Genomic DNA, 15493 nt, shown 5'->3' on the forward strand with positions numbered 1-15493 from the left:
TCAAACCTCCCTGCCCCATACACTCTTGATCAGATCGAGAATTTCGGCGTTGACGCGGTCTGCGCTTTCCAGCGCCCGCTTCAGGGTTTCCCGGCCGACTTCACCGGATTCGATCTCGTAGAGACTTTTCTTGGCAACGCCGGCAGATGCGATGGCAGTCGATTCAATCGCCTCGGCCACAAGGACGTCTGTCCCGAACAAGTCCCTCATGGTGCCGGACATGATCTTCTGCGGCCCGTCATTGGGGTTGACCCTGGTCAGCAGGAACTTCGTGAAGTCGTGTTCGAAAACCGCACCGCCTTCGGACAACGTATGGGTCACATCCGAAATCATCTTCAGGAACTGGGAGCATGACGAGACGTCGAGCATGGCCGGGTGAACGGTGATGATCAGGCCCGTTGCCGCATAGAGAGCCGCCATAGTCGTGTAGCCGAGCGAAGGTGGCGTATCGAGGACAACGACGTCATAGTGCTCTTCAACCGACTGGATCACGGCATCGAGGCGCTGGAAGAACAGGCCAAGCTCGTCGGTCGTCCTTTCGGCAAGCGCGGTAGGCGTATCGTATTCGAAATCCATCAGGCGCAGGTTGCCGCAGGCAAGGTGAATGCCCGGGAAGTAGGTCTCGCGTATGACCTCGGAGAACGGCACGCGGTAATTGTCATACCGCAAAGCATCGTAGGTCGTGTCGGTCCGTTCGTCATCGTCTTCGCCGGACCGAAGATCACGATCCGGCTGAATGCCGAAGGTCGTGGTCATGGAGGCCTGGGGATCCAGGTCGACACACAGCACCCGGTAGCCCTGGATAGCCAGGTAATGGGCCAGATGAACGGAGGTGGTCGTCTTAGAGCTGCCACCCTTGAAGTTCGCAGCAGCAACGACCTGCAGTTTTTCTCCCGGTCGGCGATGAGGCACGAGGCGATGCGCATCGTCAGGCCTGAGTTCCGCGAGGAATGCCCTCAGTTCCCAAACCTGATCGACTGTATAGATCCGGCGGTTGTTTTCGGCGCGATGCGGCTGCGGGCCCTTGCCTTCCAGCGTCAGGGTGCGAAGCGTGCTTTCCGGCACGCCCAGCAGACGAACCAGATCCGTCGTGGAAAACGTCCGGCCGAAAACCTTGCGGGCTTCCGGCGGGTAGGTCATTTCGCGCATCGTCTGCAAACGGTCGGAAAGCTTCTGCGTGAAACTTTCGATTTTTGCGGTCGTATCGCGTCCACCGGAAAATTGTTCGGTAACGGCCATTAATGCCCTCTGACGGTTTTGTACCCGATATAAGCGGTAACTCCGTCATGGATGCAGGATTCCAGCAGATGGTGCAAGGAAATTTAAGTTAACGAAACCCTAACCCGGCCTGGTTGAACCGGCATTCCAGATGCCTCTACGAAACTTTCCGACCCGACGGGTGTGCCAATCTTTGCCAGTTCCAGAGCATCATTCTAGCCGATCCTATTTTTTCCTTATTTATTTCAATTGCTTAATTTGCCCTTGAATCCTGCCGCGAGGTCTCCGGCGATGGACCGGCCACATTTTCAGAACCCTGGCTGAAGTTAAACCCACGCAAAATCTTCCTTGAAACTTTTCCGGGTGTTTTGCCGGTTAAAGGCAGATTTTCTGATGTTTCAACAGAATCGGTACGGTCGGAACAGGCGACCAGAGCTCGCTCAGGACTGGCGCAAGGTTCACCACAGAACTGGCAATCCGGCAAAATGAGAGCAGCTCACCAGAGGCAGTTCCTACTTTTTCAACTCTCCATAGAGCCCAAGCAGAGCGCCAGGAAGCCTGGAAAGGTCCGCGAGCTTTCTGACATTCTTGCTGGCAAAAATCCTGCCGGAATAATCGTTGCGGTTGTCGCCGAGCGAGAAACAGAAAACATCGATGCCGGCCATCGCCAATTCGCGCAAGGCGAAACGGGCGTCTTCCAGGAGATAATCCGGATCATCGACATCAATATCGGACGGCTCGCCGTCAGTCACCACCAGCAATACCTTTCGATATGCCGTCCTTTCGGCAAGCTCACGCCCACCGTGACGCATAACCGGGCCCAGCCGGGTCGAGAATGCACTTTCCAGACCGGCCAAGCGTTCATACACGCCTTGGTCGACCGGTTGGCCGAAGTCCTTGATCCGCGCATATCGGACCGTCTCCCGAGTGTCCGAGCAAAACCCTGCAAGTGCGCAATTGTCGCCGGTCGTCTCCATCGCCCCGGCCATTATCGCGGCAGACAGGCGTTCAAGATCGAGAACGCTGGCGCCCCCCTCGCCTGCCGTCTCGCCGGTGGAGTGTGACTGGTCGATCAGCAACAGAATGTCCAGGTCCCGTCCCTTGCAACTCTTCCGGCCGAAGATCCTCGGATCGGGGATCTCCCGGTTGCGGCGACTTGCCTGGGCATCGATGCATGCATCCAGATCGAGAAAGTCACCGGTTTCCAGCCGGCCCTCCCGCTGAAACGCATTCACATTGGCACCGGAGATCAGAGAGATGAGAGAACTCTGTATCCTGGTTTCATGCCTGAGGCTCCGCAACAGACCGTTTGCCGCCTTTCGCGGTGCCTCAGTGACATGAACAGTGCACCAGTCCGGACGCATGCGGCGGCTGACATGATCGTATTCGGGGTAGGAGATCAGCCGGGTTACCGCGTCCTCATCTCGAAGCCTTAGCTTTTCCGCAGCCGCGGCCTCTTCCTCGCGCTTTTCTTCCTCTTCGGGCTCCTGCCGCTCGGCCTCGTCGCGTTCTTGTTGCTCCAGGCGCACACCTTCCGTTTCAACCGCAACATCCATCTCGATCAGGTCCGGTTCCTCGTCGAAGGTCCAGATACCGAGGTTGTCGTCCCTGTAGGCCGGCTGCACCACATAGGTACGGGCGTCGAACTGCAGCCGCATCTGACCCAGATCGTTGGCTAGCAGTCCGCCAATTCTTCGGCAGAAGGTCTGGTCGTTGGGGGTCGCCGCAAAGGCTTCCTCGAACAGGCGTTTTCCTTTCTCCACCCAACCGTTGGTATCGCTGTATTCCGGATCTATCAGCGTGCGCGACAACCGTGCCATCAAGGTTGTCGCCAGGTCTGCGGAGCGTGCATCCATGGTGTGGAAGCTGCTCCAGAGAGACCTCAGTCCCGGCATCTTTTGCAGAGCGAGCCGTTCGACCCGCGCGTCTTCAAGCAAGGAGATAACTGCGACTTGCAAGGGTTTCAGGGACTTTCGCTCAAACACCTGCCGGGTGAAGGCAATGTGAGCGCCGACATGGGCAAGAGCCGCATGATAAAGCTTCAGGCTGTCCGCGCGGTCAAAACCCGGGAATCCCGACGGCAGACGAATGCCATCCCGTCCGAACCCGGCCCTGCGACGCATTTGCTCCGGAGCTATGGCCGGGGTTTCGACAATGGGCGGAAGCTGACCCCACAAGGCGGCATGAAACGTCTTCAACCGAAGCTCTTCGTCGTCAAATCGCAAGACTGACGACTGCCGGTCAAGAAAGTGCCGCGCTTCCGGATCTTCACCAGCGAGAAACAATCGCGCTTTTTCGCGGTTCGTCAGTCTGAGTGCCAAACCCATGCCGACGAATGTCCTGAAGCCGGACAAGCCGATTTCTGCCAAGGATCTGTCAGACGTCTCAAGCAGTGCTTCAACGGCTTCCGGCAAGTCGCGTCCGGTCCGTTCCAAAAGAGCGCACCACTCCGAAAAAGCAGGAAATGTCTTCAAGTGCTGCGCTGCGCGAGCCGCTGTATGCGGCACCCTTGCCGATGCGCGCCGGCCGGAACGAATGGCAATCCAGGAAACCAGGCGTCCGAGATCGGCTGCGGCTTCTTCCGAAACCGCCTCCGCAACCATCGGGCCACAAGTTCGATAGGCTTGCGTTACGGTTTCGCCGTAACCGGCCTGGGCAATCCGGGACAGGGCTTTAGTCCAGACGGCAGACAATTGCCGTTCATATTCGCGCGTCTCAACGGTGTTCGTCTTTGCCGTGGCAGCCTCGGTCATCGTCGCCGCCATGTCTTACAGGCAGGCAGAAACAGCGGAGGACATCGCAGCGCGGATCTCCGGCTCATCTACGAGCGGCAGCACGATGGCAATCTGACAGGCCTCTTCCAACGGCACGCCTTGCGCTGTCAGCTGACCGGCTGCAATCAACATGCGCGTCGATGCACCTTCGCGCAGTCCGTGACCCTTGAGGTTCCGGGATCTTTCCGCAACCCGGACAAGAACCCTTGCTGTTTCAGGCTCGACACCGGCTTCGCGCGCCACGATTTCCGCTTCGATTGCCGCATCAGGATAGTCGAAGGAAATCGCGCAGAACCGCTGCCGGGTGGATTCCTTCAGATCTTTAAGCACACTCTGATAGCCGGGGTTGTAGGAGATCACGAGCTGGAAGTCCGGATGCGCCTTGACCAGTTCATTCTTCTTTTCCAGCGGCAAATGGCGGCGATGGTCGGTCAGGGAATGGATGACGACCGTCGTGTCCTGCCGCGCTTCCACCACTTCGTCGAGATAACAGATCGCACCGTTCCGGACGGCCGCCGTCAGCGGGCCGTCGTGCCAGACGGTACCGTCGGCATCCAGCAGAAACCGTCCAACCAGATCCGACGCGGTCATGTCCTCATGACAGGACACCGTGACGAGAGGACGCTTCAGCCGCCAGGCCATGTGCTCGACAAACCGCGTTTTGCCGCATCCCGTCGGCCCCTTCAGAAGGATCGGCAACCGTGCGGCATAGGCGGCTTCATAATGGCCGACCTCCTTTGCAAAGGGGCGATAAAAGGGTTCGCTGACAATGCGATAGGCGTCAATCGGGTCCTCAACCGGACCAGCTATCGGTGCATTCATTCCTGGACTTCCTGTTGAAGACGCTGCAGCGGGGGAAATCGCTGCAGCGCCAGGAGGATGCGGCGCTGCGAACCGCATCGCTCGGGAGGATCGCCGGATCAGCGCGTGCTGACAGGTTGTTGGCCTGCGGCAAGAGCTGATCGATTTCGAACCGGGCGAGAGACTTCCCGCCCGGATTGGACCTGAGCCCTAGCGGTGGGTGCTTGCGCCGTTCGGGATGCCTTCCATCGGACATTCCTCGGTGCCGACCGTCGTGCGGGTCATGGCCTCGACCATCTCCCGCGTTCCTTCCGGATCGTTCACCCAGTTGGCGTAGAAGTTATAGGGGCAGGCTGCCTGGCCCTTGTCGCCGTCGCCGGAGTTGATAGTGCCGGTGTAGCCACGGTGCAGCAGTTTGAAGAGGTGGTTCTGCGACTGCATGTTCTTGCGGGCATCGCGGATCCCCGACACCGACATCTGGGCATATTGAATGCCGTTTTCTTCGGTGCCGCATTCCCCCAGCGTCCGGCCGTCGAAACCGATCAGGGCCGAATGGCCGAAATAGGAATAGACGCCATCGAAGCCGGCGGCGTTTGCAACCGCCACATAGCAGTTGTTCGCCCAGGCCATGGATTTGGAAATCTGGATCTGCTGCTCCTTGGCCGGATACATGTAGCCCTGGCAGCGGATGATGAGTTCCGCCCCGCGCATGGCGCAGTCACGCCAGATTTCCGGATAGTTGCCGTCGTCACAGATGATCAGGCTGATCTTCATCCCCTTCGGGCCTTCCGAGACGTAGGTGCAATCGCCCGGATACCAGCCTTCGATCGGCACCCAGGGCATGATCTTGCGGTATTTCTGGACGATCTCGCCCTTGTTGTTCATCAGGATGAGCGTGTTGTAAGGCGCCTTGTTTGGGTGATCCTCGTGTCGCTCGCCTGTCAGGGAGAACACGCCCCAGACGTTCGCCTTCTTGCAGGCTTCGGCGAAGATGGCCGTTTCCTCTCCAGGCACCTGGGAAGCGGTTTCGTACATCTCCTTGGGGTCATACATGATCCCGTGGGTGGAATATTCCGGGAAGATCACCAGGTCCATGCCCGGAAGGCCGACCTTCATTCCCGCGATCATGTCCGCGATGTTGCGGGCATTGGCCAGCACTTCCTCGCGGGTATGCAGACGCGGCATCTTGTAGTTGACCACCGCCACGCCGACGGTGTCGTTGCTGCTGGAAATATCACCGTGATACATCAATTCCTCCTTCTAGGAACGGGTTGCCGCGCCTCAGACCACGAGGTGTTCGTGGACAAGGTCGTCGGACAGTTGGGCAATGCCGGAAGTGACCGCGACGGTGCCGCGGTCGAGGATCGCGAACCGGTTCGAGGCCCGGCGTGCGAAAGTGAGGTTCTGCTCCACCAGAACGATGGTGAGGCCCCTGGTTCGGTTCAGGTCGATCAGGACATCCTCGATCTGCTCGACGATGTTGGGCTGGATGCCTTCCGTCGGCTCATCGAGAAGAAGCACCTTGGGCTGGGAAAGAAGCGCCCGACCGATTGCAAGCTGCTGCTGCTGACCTCCGGAAAGGTTGCCGCCCCGCCTGTTCAGGAACTCCTTCAGGATCGGAAACAGCTCCAGCACCCAGTCGGCGATCTCACCCTGGCCCGACTGGGCGGCGAAGGTGCCGATCATCAGGTTCTCGCGCACGGTGAAGGCCGGCAGGATGCCGCGGCCTTGCGGGACATAGCCGATGCCGGCGAGCGCTCTTGCGTGCGTCGGCAGGCTGTTCAATTCCATTCCGTCCAGTTTGACCGAACCGGACGTGCGGCTCATCAACCCGAGGACACTGCGAAGAAGCGTCGTCTTGCCCACGCCGTTGCGGCCGAGAACGGAGAAAAAATCACCCTCGTCAATGTCCATGGAAACGGACTGGAGCGCACGGCTTCGGCCGTAGAAACCATCGAGACCGTTCAGCTCAAGCATGGCCGGCCTCCTTCGTTCCAAGGTATGCTTCCTTCACCCGCGGGTCGCTGGAGACTTCCTCCAGCGAACCTTCGGCAAGCAGCTTGCCCTGGTGCATGACCGAAATGGTTTCAGCGATGTCGCGCACGAATCCCATGTCGTGCTCGACGACAATCAGCGTGTGCTCGCCCCGCAGCCTGTTGAACAGCTCGGCCGTCTTGCCGGTTTCCTGCGCGGTCATGCCTGCTGTCGGCTCGTCCATCAGGATGAGTGTCGGGTTCTGGGCCAGGATCAGCGCGATCTCCAGCCATTGCGTCTGACCGTGAGACAGATGTCCGGCAGCAAGATCGAGATCGTCCTGAAGGCCGACCAGAACCGCAAGACGTTCGATTTCCTCGTCGTCGTGACTTGCACCGAAACGCACGAGGTTGGCCAGAACGCCGGTGTTTCGTGATTGACCGATATTCAGGTTTTCCCGAACGGTCAGTTCGCGGAAGACACTCGGCACCTGGAACTTGCGCCCGATACCGACGCGGGCGATCTGATATTCCTTCAGGGTATGGATCGCCTCGCCCTTGAAGCGGATCTCGCCGGAGGTCACACGGGTCTTGCCGCAGATCAGGTCGAGCGCCGTGGTCTTGCCAGCACCGTTCGGTCCGATCAGGCAACGCAGTTCGCCGCTGTTCACATCCAGCGACAGTCCTGAGATCGCCTGGAAACCGCCAAAGGACACACTGACGTCCCGAAGGCTGAGGTGGTCGGTTGCTGTCTTCATGACGCCGCCTCCGTGGTTTTCATGACATTGCTCGCGGATTTCCTGGCGCTGCCGGCGAAAAAGGGCAGCCGGTCGACGGCCATCGAGACGGCACCTGCAATGCCTTTCGGCAGAAACAGGACAGCGAGTACGAACAGCCCCCCCATGATCAGCATCCAGCTTTCCAGGAAGACTTCGGATTCCGACAGGGCACCCTGGACGCCGGTCACGATCAGGGCTCCGATGGCAGCCCCCAGAAGGCTCTGCCGGCCGCCCACGGCGACCCAGATCACCACGGAAAGGCTGAGCGGCACGCTAAGGAATGTCGGCGAGGCGAATTCCATCACGATCGTGTAGAGCATGCCTGCCAGACCGGCGATGCCGGCCGACAGCGAGAAGACGAAGATCTGATAGAGCGCGACGTCGTATCCGAAGAAGCGGACCCGGTTTTCCTGATCACGGATCGCTTGCAGGATCATGCCGGTCTTGCTGCGGGTAACCGCGAGCGACAGGAGCAGCACGGCACACAGGCACAGCGCGACCAGGTAATAGGTTGTCGCGGAATAGGCGTCGAAGAAGAAACCGGCCACTTCGAACTGGGCGAGATCCGTGATGCCGTTGAAGCCGCCGGTGTAGCGCTGCTGATCGATGATCAGGAGATTGACCACCACCAGAACGGCCAGCGTGATGATAGACGCATAGACACCGGTGATGCGCCCGCGAAACATGAACCAGCCGAGCAGCGCAGCAAAGGCGGCAGGGATCAGGAGGCCCGCCAGAATGGCGAAGGTCATGGAGTGAAACGGCGCCCAGAACCAGGGCAGTTCGGTGACATTGTTCCAGACCATGAAGTCCGGAAGCCCTTCGCTGCCGGTATGTACCGGCACGGTGCGAAGCTTGAGGCCCATGGCCATGGCATAGGACCCCAGGCCAAAGGTGGCTGCCTGGCCGAGATTGAGAATTCCGGCGTAGCCCCAGGAGAGGCTGAGCGAGACTGCCAGGATGGCAAAGACCAGGTAGCGGGAATATTTGTTCAGGAGAAACGCATCGTCCAGCACGGACGGCACGAGCAAGATGGCTGCACAGAACGCCAGATAGAGCACCAGCCGTGCTGTTGATTTTCCAGTCAGGTTCATTGAATTGCGATCCTTTTTCCGGCCGTGATCACGAGCGCACACGGGTCGAGAACAGGCCTTCGGGCCGAAAGCGGATGAGGATGACGATCGCCAGCAGGACCAGCGCCTTGGCCAGGGTGTCGTTGCTGTGGAAGGCCAGGAAACCCGAAAGTTCACCCAGGATCCCGGAGCTTGCGACAGTGCCGAGCAGGCTCTGGGCACCACCAAGGACAACCACCATGAAGGCGTCGACAACGTAGGTCGTCCCCATTTCCGGAGAGACGCTCTTCAGCGGCGACACGAGCGCACCGGCGAGACCGGCGATGCCGGCGCCATAGGCGAAGGTCGACCGGTAGATGCGGGCGGAATTGATGCCGAAACTGGAGGCGATCTCCCGGTTCTGGGTAATCGCGCGCAGTTTCAGCCCGAAGCTGGTGCGCCGGTAGATGACCCAGGTGAGCCCGAAGAGGACAAGCGCAAGACCCAGGATGAACAGCCGGTAGGCGGACTCGCTTGCACCGAACAGGGACACGCTGCCACTGAGGAACGCCGGGATCTCGACATAACGCAGCTCGCCGCCGGCAATCAGCCGGATCGCCTGCTGCGCCATCACGCCAATGCCCCAGGTCGCCAGGATGGTGTCGAGCGGCCGGTCGTAGAGATGGCGGATGACCAGGGCTTCCACGGCCCAACCGAACACCGCAAGAATGAAAAAGATCGGGATCAGGCTTTCCAGCAATCCCATGCCAAGCTGGGACTGCAGAAACCAGGCGCAATAGGCGCCCAGCATGACGAATTCGCCATGCGCAAGATTGATGACCCCGGTCACGCCGTAGATGACGGCGAGGCCAAGGGCGACCAGCATCAGGATCGAAGCGATACTGAGACCGGTCAGGAGTTGGGAGACGACAAGTTCCATCTGCAAGCCTTCAAGGTCTGGAAAACATCAGGTCACGGAAAAGCCGGGCGGCGTGACGACACGCCGCCCGTTTGCGCGTGTCAGCTGCTCTTCAGACCGTCAGCGGTGCAGACCTGGCCGTCGTAGGCCTTGTAGGGAATGGGCTCGAGCCAGTCGGCGGACTGTTGCAGGATCTCGAACTGGCCATCCGACTTGCACTGGCCGATCTTCGGTCTCAGCCAGGTATGAAGGTTCTCGCCCTCGATCTTGACCAGTCCCTGCGGCGCGTTGAACTGCTCACCCTTGACGGCCTCGCGGATCGTGGTCGGATCGATATCGTCCGGCGACAGTTTCTCGACGGCCTGCTTGAACAGATGCACCTGGAAATAGGACGGCTCGGAGACGAAATGCGTGACCTTGTCGCCGCCCCAGCGGGACTTGTAGGCCTCGACGAATTTCTGGTTTTCCGGTGAATCCCAGACCATGAAATATGGTGCGGAGGTGAAATGCCCCGCGGCAGCGGCACCGCCCATCGCCGCCACTTCGTTTTCCGAGGTGGTCAGGCTCGCCATCGGCATCTTTTCCGGGTCGAGACCGGCCGCATGATACTGCCGGTGCAGGGCGACAACGGAATCGCCGACCACCGTCGAAAAGATCACGTCCGGCTTTTCCGCCTTCAGCTTGTTGATGACGGACGAGAATTCCGAATGGCCGAGCGGCACATATTCCTCGTGAACGACTTCGGCTCCAAGTTCGGCCAGCAACTTCTTGCAGTAGTTGTTCTCTTCCTTCGGATAGATGTAATTCGACCCGATCAGGTACCAGCGCTTGCCGAAATTCTTCACCAGCCAGGGCACGAACTCGTCCTGCTGCTGATTGGGAACAGCACCTGTGTAAATGACATTCTTCGAGCACTCGCGGCCCTCGTAGAGGGTCGGATACCAATAGAGATTGTCCCGCTTTTCGAACACGGGCAGCACGGCCTTCCGGCTGGCCGAGGTATAGGAGCCGAAGACCGAAACGCATTTGTCCTGGAGGACAAGCTTGCGCGCCTTTTCCGCGAAAGTCGCCGGATCAGAAGCCGGGTCCTCGACCACCGGAACGATCTCCATGCCGTTCACACCGCCGGCGGCGTTGATTTCCTCGATCGCCATGATCGTCGCCTTGTTGAGCGACTCTTCGATAATCGCAGTCGTCCCGGTCAGGGAGAACAGAACCCCCACCTTGATCTGGCCGCCGGCGGCGCGCGCCAGTCCGCTGTTCTTGCTCCAGATATGCGGGAAGGTGCCGAGACCGGCTGCCCCGAAAGCCGCCGACCCGAGAAGAAAATTGCGCCTGTTGGTTTTCACGTTGCTGCTCCATAAACAAAAAAAGCCCCGTCCGCCCTGCCTTGCGGCAGCTCGTTCGGGGCATCGTCGCCTCTGATTTTTGTGAACGCGGCTATGGTGCCGCTGAGGGAAATGTCTGAATTTCAGACAACAAAAAACCCCACGTTCCGCCAAGACGAAAACCGTGGGGCTCTTTTACCCGGATGTACGTGGCGCTGTTGCCACGAATAACTCTGAAAGATTAGCTAAGAAGTTCGTGCGAGTCAATTATCGCATTTGCAACTGCGCCAATAGTTACACGCCGTTCCATCGCCTGTCGGCGCAAATAGTTGTAAGCTTCCTCTTCGCTTACATTCTTGACGCGAACCAACAGAGACTTTGCACGCTCAACAAGGCGCATTGTTCTGAGATTTTCATCAAGTTTATCGATCCGGTTTCTTAGTCGACGCTCGTAAAGGAAGTGCTCGCGCGCCAGAGCGACACAAGTCTGGACCGCGCGCTGGACGACCGGATAGTGCAGCACGCCATGGGCGGCGCAATTATGGATCAGCTTGAGATCCAGATTGCTGACACCCCGATCCACCAACACCAGACCGGCTTCCGGCTCTCCCGGCAACCAGGGGATACGTTTGGGCATGTCCTCGACCAGCGTGCAGAACACAAGATCGCAATCGACAGGCAACTGAGGCGGGATCGGCCAGATATGGCGCACCTCGCAACGCAGGCGCTGCAACTCCCGGATCAGGCGTTCGCCATCCGCATCGGGTTCGACGATTACTACGATCCTGAGGTTCTGATGCGGAGTTGTCGCGGTGGCGTTCTTGCGCATGGCAGCCGCTGCCGACGTTCGTTGCGAAAGCGGACGCTTGGTCTTGGCCGCCGCGGTTGTGTCCATTTCCAGTGTCTCCCCGGTTGTCTGCTTGTTTGTCCAGGTTCTTCGGGAGGTTTGTGTCAGCTGTATTCGAGGCATCGGCCGTACCCAATCAAGTAAGGATCCGCCTTCACGCTGGAGGGCGATTCAAAAACGATATCGAACTGGCCGCTGCGGTTCGCGCGGCCGATGCGGGTCCACAGGTCGGCATGGCCCCACACGGGGTTGATGGAAACTTCGCCCTGCGGGGCATCGAATTCCGATCCCATGACCGACTGGCGGATCATCGAGGTGTCCATGGAGTTGGTCTCGGCAAGGGTCTTGGCGAAGACATTCACCTGGAAATAGGACGCCTCCAGACACATGTTGGTCGGCTCGTCCTCGCCGTAGCGCTTCTTGTAACGGTCGATGAAGGTCGCATTGCGGTCGTTACCGACACCCTGGAAATAGGAAGCGGCGGTCAGATGGCCGTCGCCGACATCATATCCCATCGCCCGGATCTCGGCCTCAGTGGTCGTCAGGCTGGCGATCGGCATCACCCTCGGGTCGATGCCGAGATCGGCATAGGCCTGGTAGAGATATGTGGTCGTGTTGCCGACCACCGTGGAGAAGATCACGTCCGGCTGCACCTGCCGGATTTCGCGCATGATTGGTACGAAGGAATTTCTGTCCGCTCCCAGCCGGACATAACTCTCGCCGACGACACTGCCGCCATTGTTGCGGATCAGCTCCCGCATGATGCGATTGGATTCGCGCGGATAGATGTAGTCCGACCCCACGAAATAGAACCGCGTTCCGTAGAGCTCCATCAGGATCCGGCACAGCTGGACACTGTTCTGGTTGGGTGTTGCTCCCGTGTAGATCACGTTGGAGGAAAACTCGAAGCCTTCGTAAAGCGTCGGATACCACAACAGGCCGTTCAGTCGCTCAACCACGGGCAGAACGGCCTTGCGGCTGGACGAGGTGTAACAGCCGAATATCGTGCTGCAGCCGTCCTCGACCATAAGCTTCTTTGCAAGAAGCCCGTAGTTGCGCGAGTCCGAACCCGGGTCATAGATAATCGGCTCGATGGGCCGTCCGTTGATCCCGCCGCTATCATTGATTTCATCGATCGCCGTCAACGTCCCGCGCAACTGGGTTTCCTCGATCACCGACATGTAGCCGGACTGCGAGAACAGCACACCGACGCGCCACGGTTCGGAAGTTTTGCATGAACTGGTCAACCCAAACTCTCCCCTTTCAGTCCTGCGCCGGCCGCCAAAGCGGCCGGCCGGACTGGCCTTGCCTGTCAGGCACTACCCGCAAGTATTTCCTTCAGCTTCCCGTCCAGAAACGCCACATCAACCGGGCTGGTGCCCGGCCCACCTGCAAAATGTCCCCATATGGATTCAATCGGAATCAACGTCGCATTCGGCATGTTCGCGACTTCGATTTCGCTGTCTTCCGGCGGGAAGTATAGATCCGTTCGGCCGGGCATCACATATGCCTTCGATTGTATTGCCCCCAGCGCCTTCTTGTAATCGCCATGGTAGATGTCGTTGGCGCTGATATCGCCATTCTGCCAGGTCCAGAGCATGGCCAGCAGGTTGTTGGCGTCTTTGGGAAGGAAAAATCCTTCCCAGAACGCAACCAGAAAATCCTCCAGCGAGGAATATCCAAGCGTCTTCAGGTCCAGCTCTTCCCGGTAGAAGGATTGCGAGAACCCCCAACCGGCATAGACACGCGCCATCGCCCGAAGCCCTCGTTCCGGCTTCTTCTCGTACCAGCCTTCCAGAAAGGCGGCATCGGCTGTCAGGGCCGCTTTCACCCCTTCCAGGAACACGAAGTTGTGCCGGGAGCATTTGGCGGACCCGCAAAACGGCACGATCCGCTCGACCATGTCGGGATACATCGCGCCCCAGTGGAAGGTTTGCAGGGCCCCCATGGACCAGCCCGTGACCATCTTGATGCGCTCGACACCGAACTTCTGTGTCATGAGCTGGTGCTGTGCGCGGACGTTGTCATAGGCGGTCACTTTCGGAAACCGCGCCGCGTTGTAGGGCTCAGGCGTGTTGGACGGCGAAGATGACAAGCCGTTGCCGAACATGTTCGGAATCACGATGAAATACTCATCGGGATCCAGCGCCATGCCCTTGCCGACCAACCATTCGTTGTCGACGTGCTGGCCGGAATACCAGGTCGGGTAAACGATGACGTTGTCCTTGGCCGCGTTGAGCTTGCCGAAGGTCTTGTAGGCGAGCTTGCACTCGCGAAGCGTTGCGCCGCTCTGAAAGGTGAAGTCACCCAGTTCGTAAATTTCGTAGTCCGCCATGGAAGGCTATCCTCTGGTTTTTGGTATTGTCCGGCGGCCTGAGCCGCCGGAAATGGGTCAGGCACCGGCCCTTGCGGCCTCTGGCATCCGGTTGAACAGGAGGTAGGCAACCCCACCGGCAAGTCCTGCGGAAATTGCCGTCGAAAACTGCGGCGCATAGAACTCGACGATCACCGCAACGATGGAACCTGCCGCCCAGGCGGCGAATGCGGTTGGGCGCCAGTCACGGTCGATCGTGGCGTTGCGGCGCTGCAGATACTGGTCAACCAGAATGATCGCGCCGATGGGCGGAACCAGGATGCCGAGCAGGGAAAGCCACTGAATGAAGAATGCCCAGACGTTGCCGGCGGCAATGACGATGCCGATGACACCAAGGACAACCGCCATCAACCGCATGCGACTGTTGAGAATACGCGACCAGCCGGTTGCGGCATTGTAAAGGCAATGAGCGCAGACAGAGCCGAGATTGCAGTAGAGAAAGAGGAAGGCAAGGACACTGAGAAAGGTCAGCTGCTTGCCGTTCATGTAGCCGAACATGTTGTCCGTGCCGAAGGGATTGGCATCGGGAACCGCAAGGGCTGCCGTCATGATCCCTCCGACCAGCATGGCGCACATGTTGGCGAACGGAAAGGCGCTGAACGTTGCGATGACGGATGCCTTGGTATCCTTTGCCCAACGGTTGAAGTCCGCTGTCACTGTCCCGGCATCGATGAACAGGGCGATGACCACTGTCAATCCGACACCCATCGACATGGTCGCCGCGCCGTTGTTGCCGGGATAAGCCGCGATTTCCGCCCAGCTTGTCGTCGACAGGCTGTCGGCAACCACCCAGCCGCCAAGCAGCACGAACAAGGGCACCGACACCAGCCCGATCAGGTGAAGCCCGTGTACGCCGACGAAGGTGATGCCGATGTAAAGCAGGCCGGCGATCACGGTCATCGCGACATAGTTCAGCTCGTAGGCCGAGCTGATCAAGGATCCCGTGATGCCGGTTTGCACCGCGTACCAGCCGAGCAGCAAGGTCGACAGCAGGCCGGAGGCAAGCATGTATCCCTTCCGTCCGAAGACCACGCTGGCGAGAAGTGCGAAATTCATGCCCCTGCGCGTGCCCAGAACCCCCAGCAGGCCGACATAGGCAAACATGATCAGATTGCCCAGGAGCATGGCCCAGACCGCATTTGTGAAGCCCATGCCCAGAACCAGGAGGGACCCGGTCATGGCGCCGGTGATGATCATTGGAAAACCGATCCAGACAGTCGTGACCGAAAAGGTGCTCCTGCGGGCCGACATCGGGACCGGCGTGTGTTCATATTCTTCTCCGAGAACATGATCCACTTCGTCCAAGGCTTCCGCCTCGCCGTGTAACTTGCTCATTTTTACCCCTCATTTTTATTGTTCTGCCGCGCCCCGGCAGTTGTTCGGGGTTTCTCACGCGGCACATCGCTGAGCGCAAAAGAAAAGGCCTCC

13 protein-coding genes are annotated in these 15493 nt (G+C 59.2%); all 13 read right to left on the reverse strand.

Annotation, left to right across the window (positions count from 1 at the left end):
- Window positions 1-1239: a plasmid partitioning protein RepA gene (gene repA / locus HCG46_RS23960; RefSeq protein ID WP_023001362.1), complete on the reverse strand. Its 1239-nt coding sequence runs from the start codon at window positions 1237-1239 to the stop codon at window positions 1-3.
- 491 nt (window positions 1240-1730) lie between these two features.
- Window positions 1731-3971, reverse strand: coding sequence for a VWA domain-containing protein (locus HCG46_RS23965; protein ID WP_168687640.1), 2241 nt, complete (start codon window positions 3969-3971; stop codon window positions 1731-1733).
- Window positions 3972-3986: 15 nt separating this feature from the next.
- The gene (locus tag HCG46_RS23970; protein ID WP_168687641.1) at window positions 3987-4814 is read right to left on the reverse strand and encodes a CbbQ/NirQ/NorQ/GpvN family protein; all 828 of its coding nucleotides are present in this window, start codon (window positions 4812-4814) and stop codon (window positions 3987-3989) included.
- A gap of 189 nt (window positions 4815-5003) precedes the next feature.
- Complete coding sequence (locus tag HCG46_RS23975; RefSeq protein ID WP_023001365.1) at window positions 5004-6041, reverse strand: aliphatic amidase; 1038 nt, start codon at window positions 6039-6041, stop codon at window positions 5004-5006.
- Window positions 6042-6074: 33 nt separating this feature from the next.
- The gene (gene urtE, locus HCG46_RS23980; protein ID WP_023001366.1) at window positions 6075-6770 is read right to left on the reverse strand and encodes an urea ABC transporter ATP-binding subunit UrtE; all 696 of its coding nucleotides are present in this window, start codon (window positions 6768-6770) and stop codon (window positions 6075-6077) included.
- Window positions 6763-7524, reverse strand: coding sequence for an urea ABC transporter ATP-binding protein UrtD (gene urtD / locus HCG46_RS23985; RefSeq protein WP_075283434.1), 762 nt, complete (start codon window positions 7522-7524; stop codon window positions 6763-6765). Before urtD ends, urtE begins: the two co-directional genes overlap by 8 nt.
- On the reverse strand, window positions 7521-8639 hold the full coding sequence (gene urtC / locus HCG46_RS23990) for an urea ABC transporter permease subunit UrtC (protein ID WP_023001368.1): 1119 nt from the start codon (window positions 8637-8639) through the stop codon (window positions 7521-7523). Before urtC ends, urtD begins: the two co-directional genes overlap by 4 nt.
- A gap of 28 nt (window positions 8640-8667) precedes the next feature.
- The gene (gene urtB, locus HCG46_RS23995; RefSeq protein ID WP_023001369.1) at window positions 8668-9537 is read right to left on the reverse strand and encodes an urea ABC transporter permease subunit UrtB; all 870 of its coding nucleotides are present in this window, start codon (window positions 9535-9537) and stop codon (window positions 8668-8670) included.
- Window positions 9538-9617: 80 nt separating this feature from the next.
- The gene (locus tag HCG46_RS24000; protein WP_023001370.1) at window positions 9618-10865 is read right to left on the reverse strand and encodes a transporter substrate-binding domain-containing protein; all 1248 of its coding nucleotides are present in this window, start codon (window positions 10863-10865) and stop codon (window positions 9618-9620) included.
- Between the two features lie 220 nt (window positions 10866-11085).
- Window positions 11086-11739, reverse strand: coding sequence for an ANTAR domain-containing protein (locus HCG46_RS24005; protein WP_168687642.1), 654 nt, complete (start codon window positions 11737-11739; stop codon window positions 11086-11088).
- Window positions 11740-11795: 56 nt separating this feature from the next.
- Window positions 11796-12938: a transporter substrate-binding domain-containing protein gene (locus tag HCG46_RS24010; RefSeq protein ID WP_023014441.1), complete on the reverse strand. Its 1143-nt coding sequence runs from the start codon at window positions 12936-12938 to the stop codon at window positions 11796-11798.
- Window positions 12939-13003: 65 nt separating this feature from the next.
- Window positions 13004-14026 (reverse strand): alpha/beta fold hydrolase, encoded by a 1023-nt coding sequence (locus HCG46_RS24015; RefSeq protein ID WP_023001373.1) that lies wholly within the window; start codon window positions 14024-14026, stop codon window positions 13004-13006.
- 57 nt (window positions 14027-14083) lie between these two features.
- Window positions 14084-15400, reverse strand: a complete 1317-nt coding sequence (locus tag HCG46_RS24020; protein WP_077294379.1) for a cytosine permease — start codon at window positions 15398-15400, stop codon at window positions 14084-14086.
- Window positions 15401-15493: the final 93 nt, after the last annotated feature.

The organism is Labrenzia sp. PO1, from assembly GCF_012273635.1.
Lineage (GTDB): Bacteria > Pseudomonadota > Alphaproteobacteria > Rhizobiales > Stappiaceae > Roseibium > Roseibium algicola.

What these genes read in the sequence shown, in the direction of transcription:
- repA (WP_023001362.1), bottom strand. Translation starts at nt 1,239, where the DNA reads ATGGCCGTTACCGAACAATTTTCCGGTGGACGCGATACGACCGCAAAA.
- HCG46_RS23965 (WP_168687640.1), bottom strand. Translation starts at nt 3,971, where the DNA reads ATGACCGAGGCTGCCACGGCAAAGACGAACACCGTTGAGACGCGCGAA.
- HCG46_RS23970 (WP_168687641.1), bottom strand. Translation starts at nt 4,814, where the DNA reads ATGAATGCACCGATAGCTGGTCCGGTTGAGGACCCGATTGACGCCTAT.
- HCG46_RS23975 (WP_023001365.1), bottom strand. Translation starts at nt 6,041, where the DNA reads ATGTATCACGGTGATATTTCCAGCAGCAACGACACCGTCGGCGTGGCG.
- urtE (WP_023001366.1), bottom strand. Translation starts at nt 6,770, where the DNA reads ATGCTTGAGCTGAACGGTCTCGATGGTTTCTACGGCCGAAGCCGTGCG.
- urtD (WP_075283434.1), bottom strand. Translation starts at nt 7,524, where the DNA reads ATGAAGACAGCAACCGACCACCTCAGCCTTCGGGACGTCAGTGTGTCC.
- urtC (WP_023001368.1), bottom strand. Translation starts at nt 8,639, where the DNA reads ATGAACCTGACTGGAAAATCAACAGCACGGCTGGTGCTCTATCTGGCG.
- urtB (WP_023001369.1), bottom strand. Translation starts at nt 9,537, where the DNA reads ATGGAACTTGTCGTCTCCCAACTCCTGACCGGTCTCAGTATCGCTTCG.
- HCG46_RS24005 (WP_168687642.1), bottom strand. Translation starts at nt 11,739, where the DNA reads ATGGACACAACCGCGGCGGCCAAGACCAAGCGTCCGCTTTCGCAACGA.
- HCG46_RS24015 (WP_023001373.1), bottom strand. Translation starts at nt 14,026, where the DNA reads ATGGCGGACTACGAAATTTACGAACTGGGTGACTTCACCTTTCAGAGC.
- HCG46_RS24020 (WP_077294379.1), bottom strand. Translation starts at nt 15,400, where the DNA reads ATGAGCAAGTTACACGGCGAGGCGGAAGCCTTGGACGAAGTGGATCAT.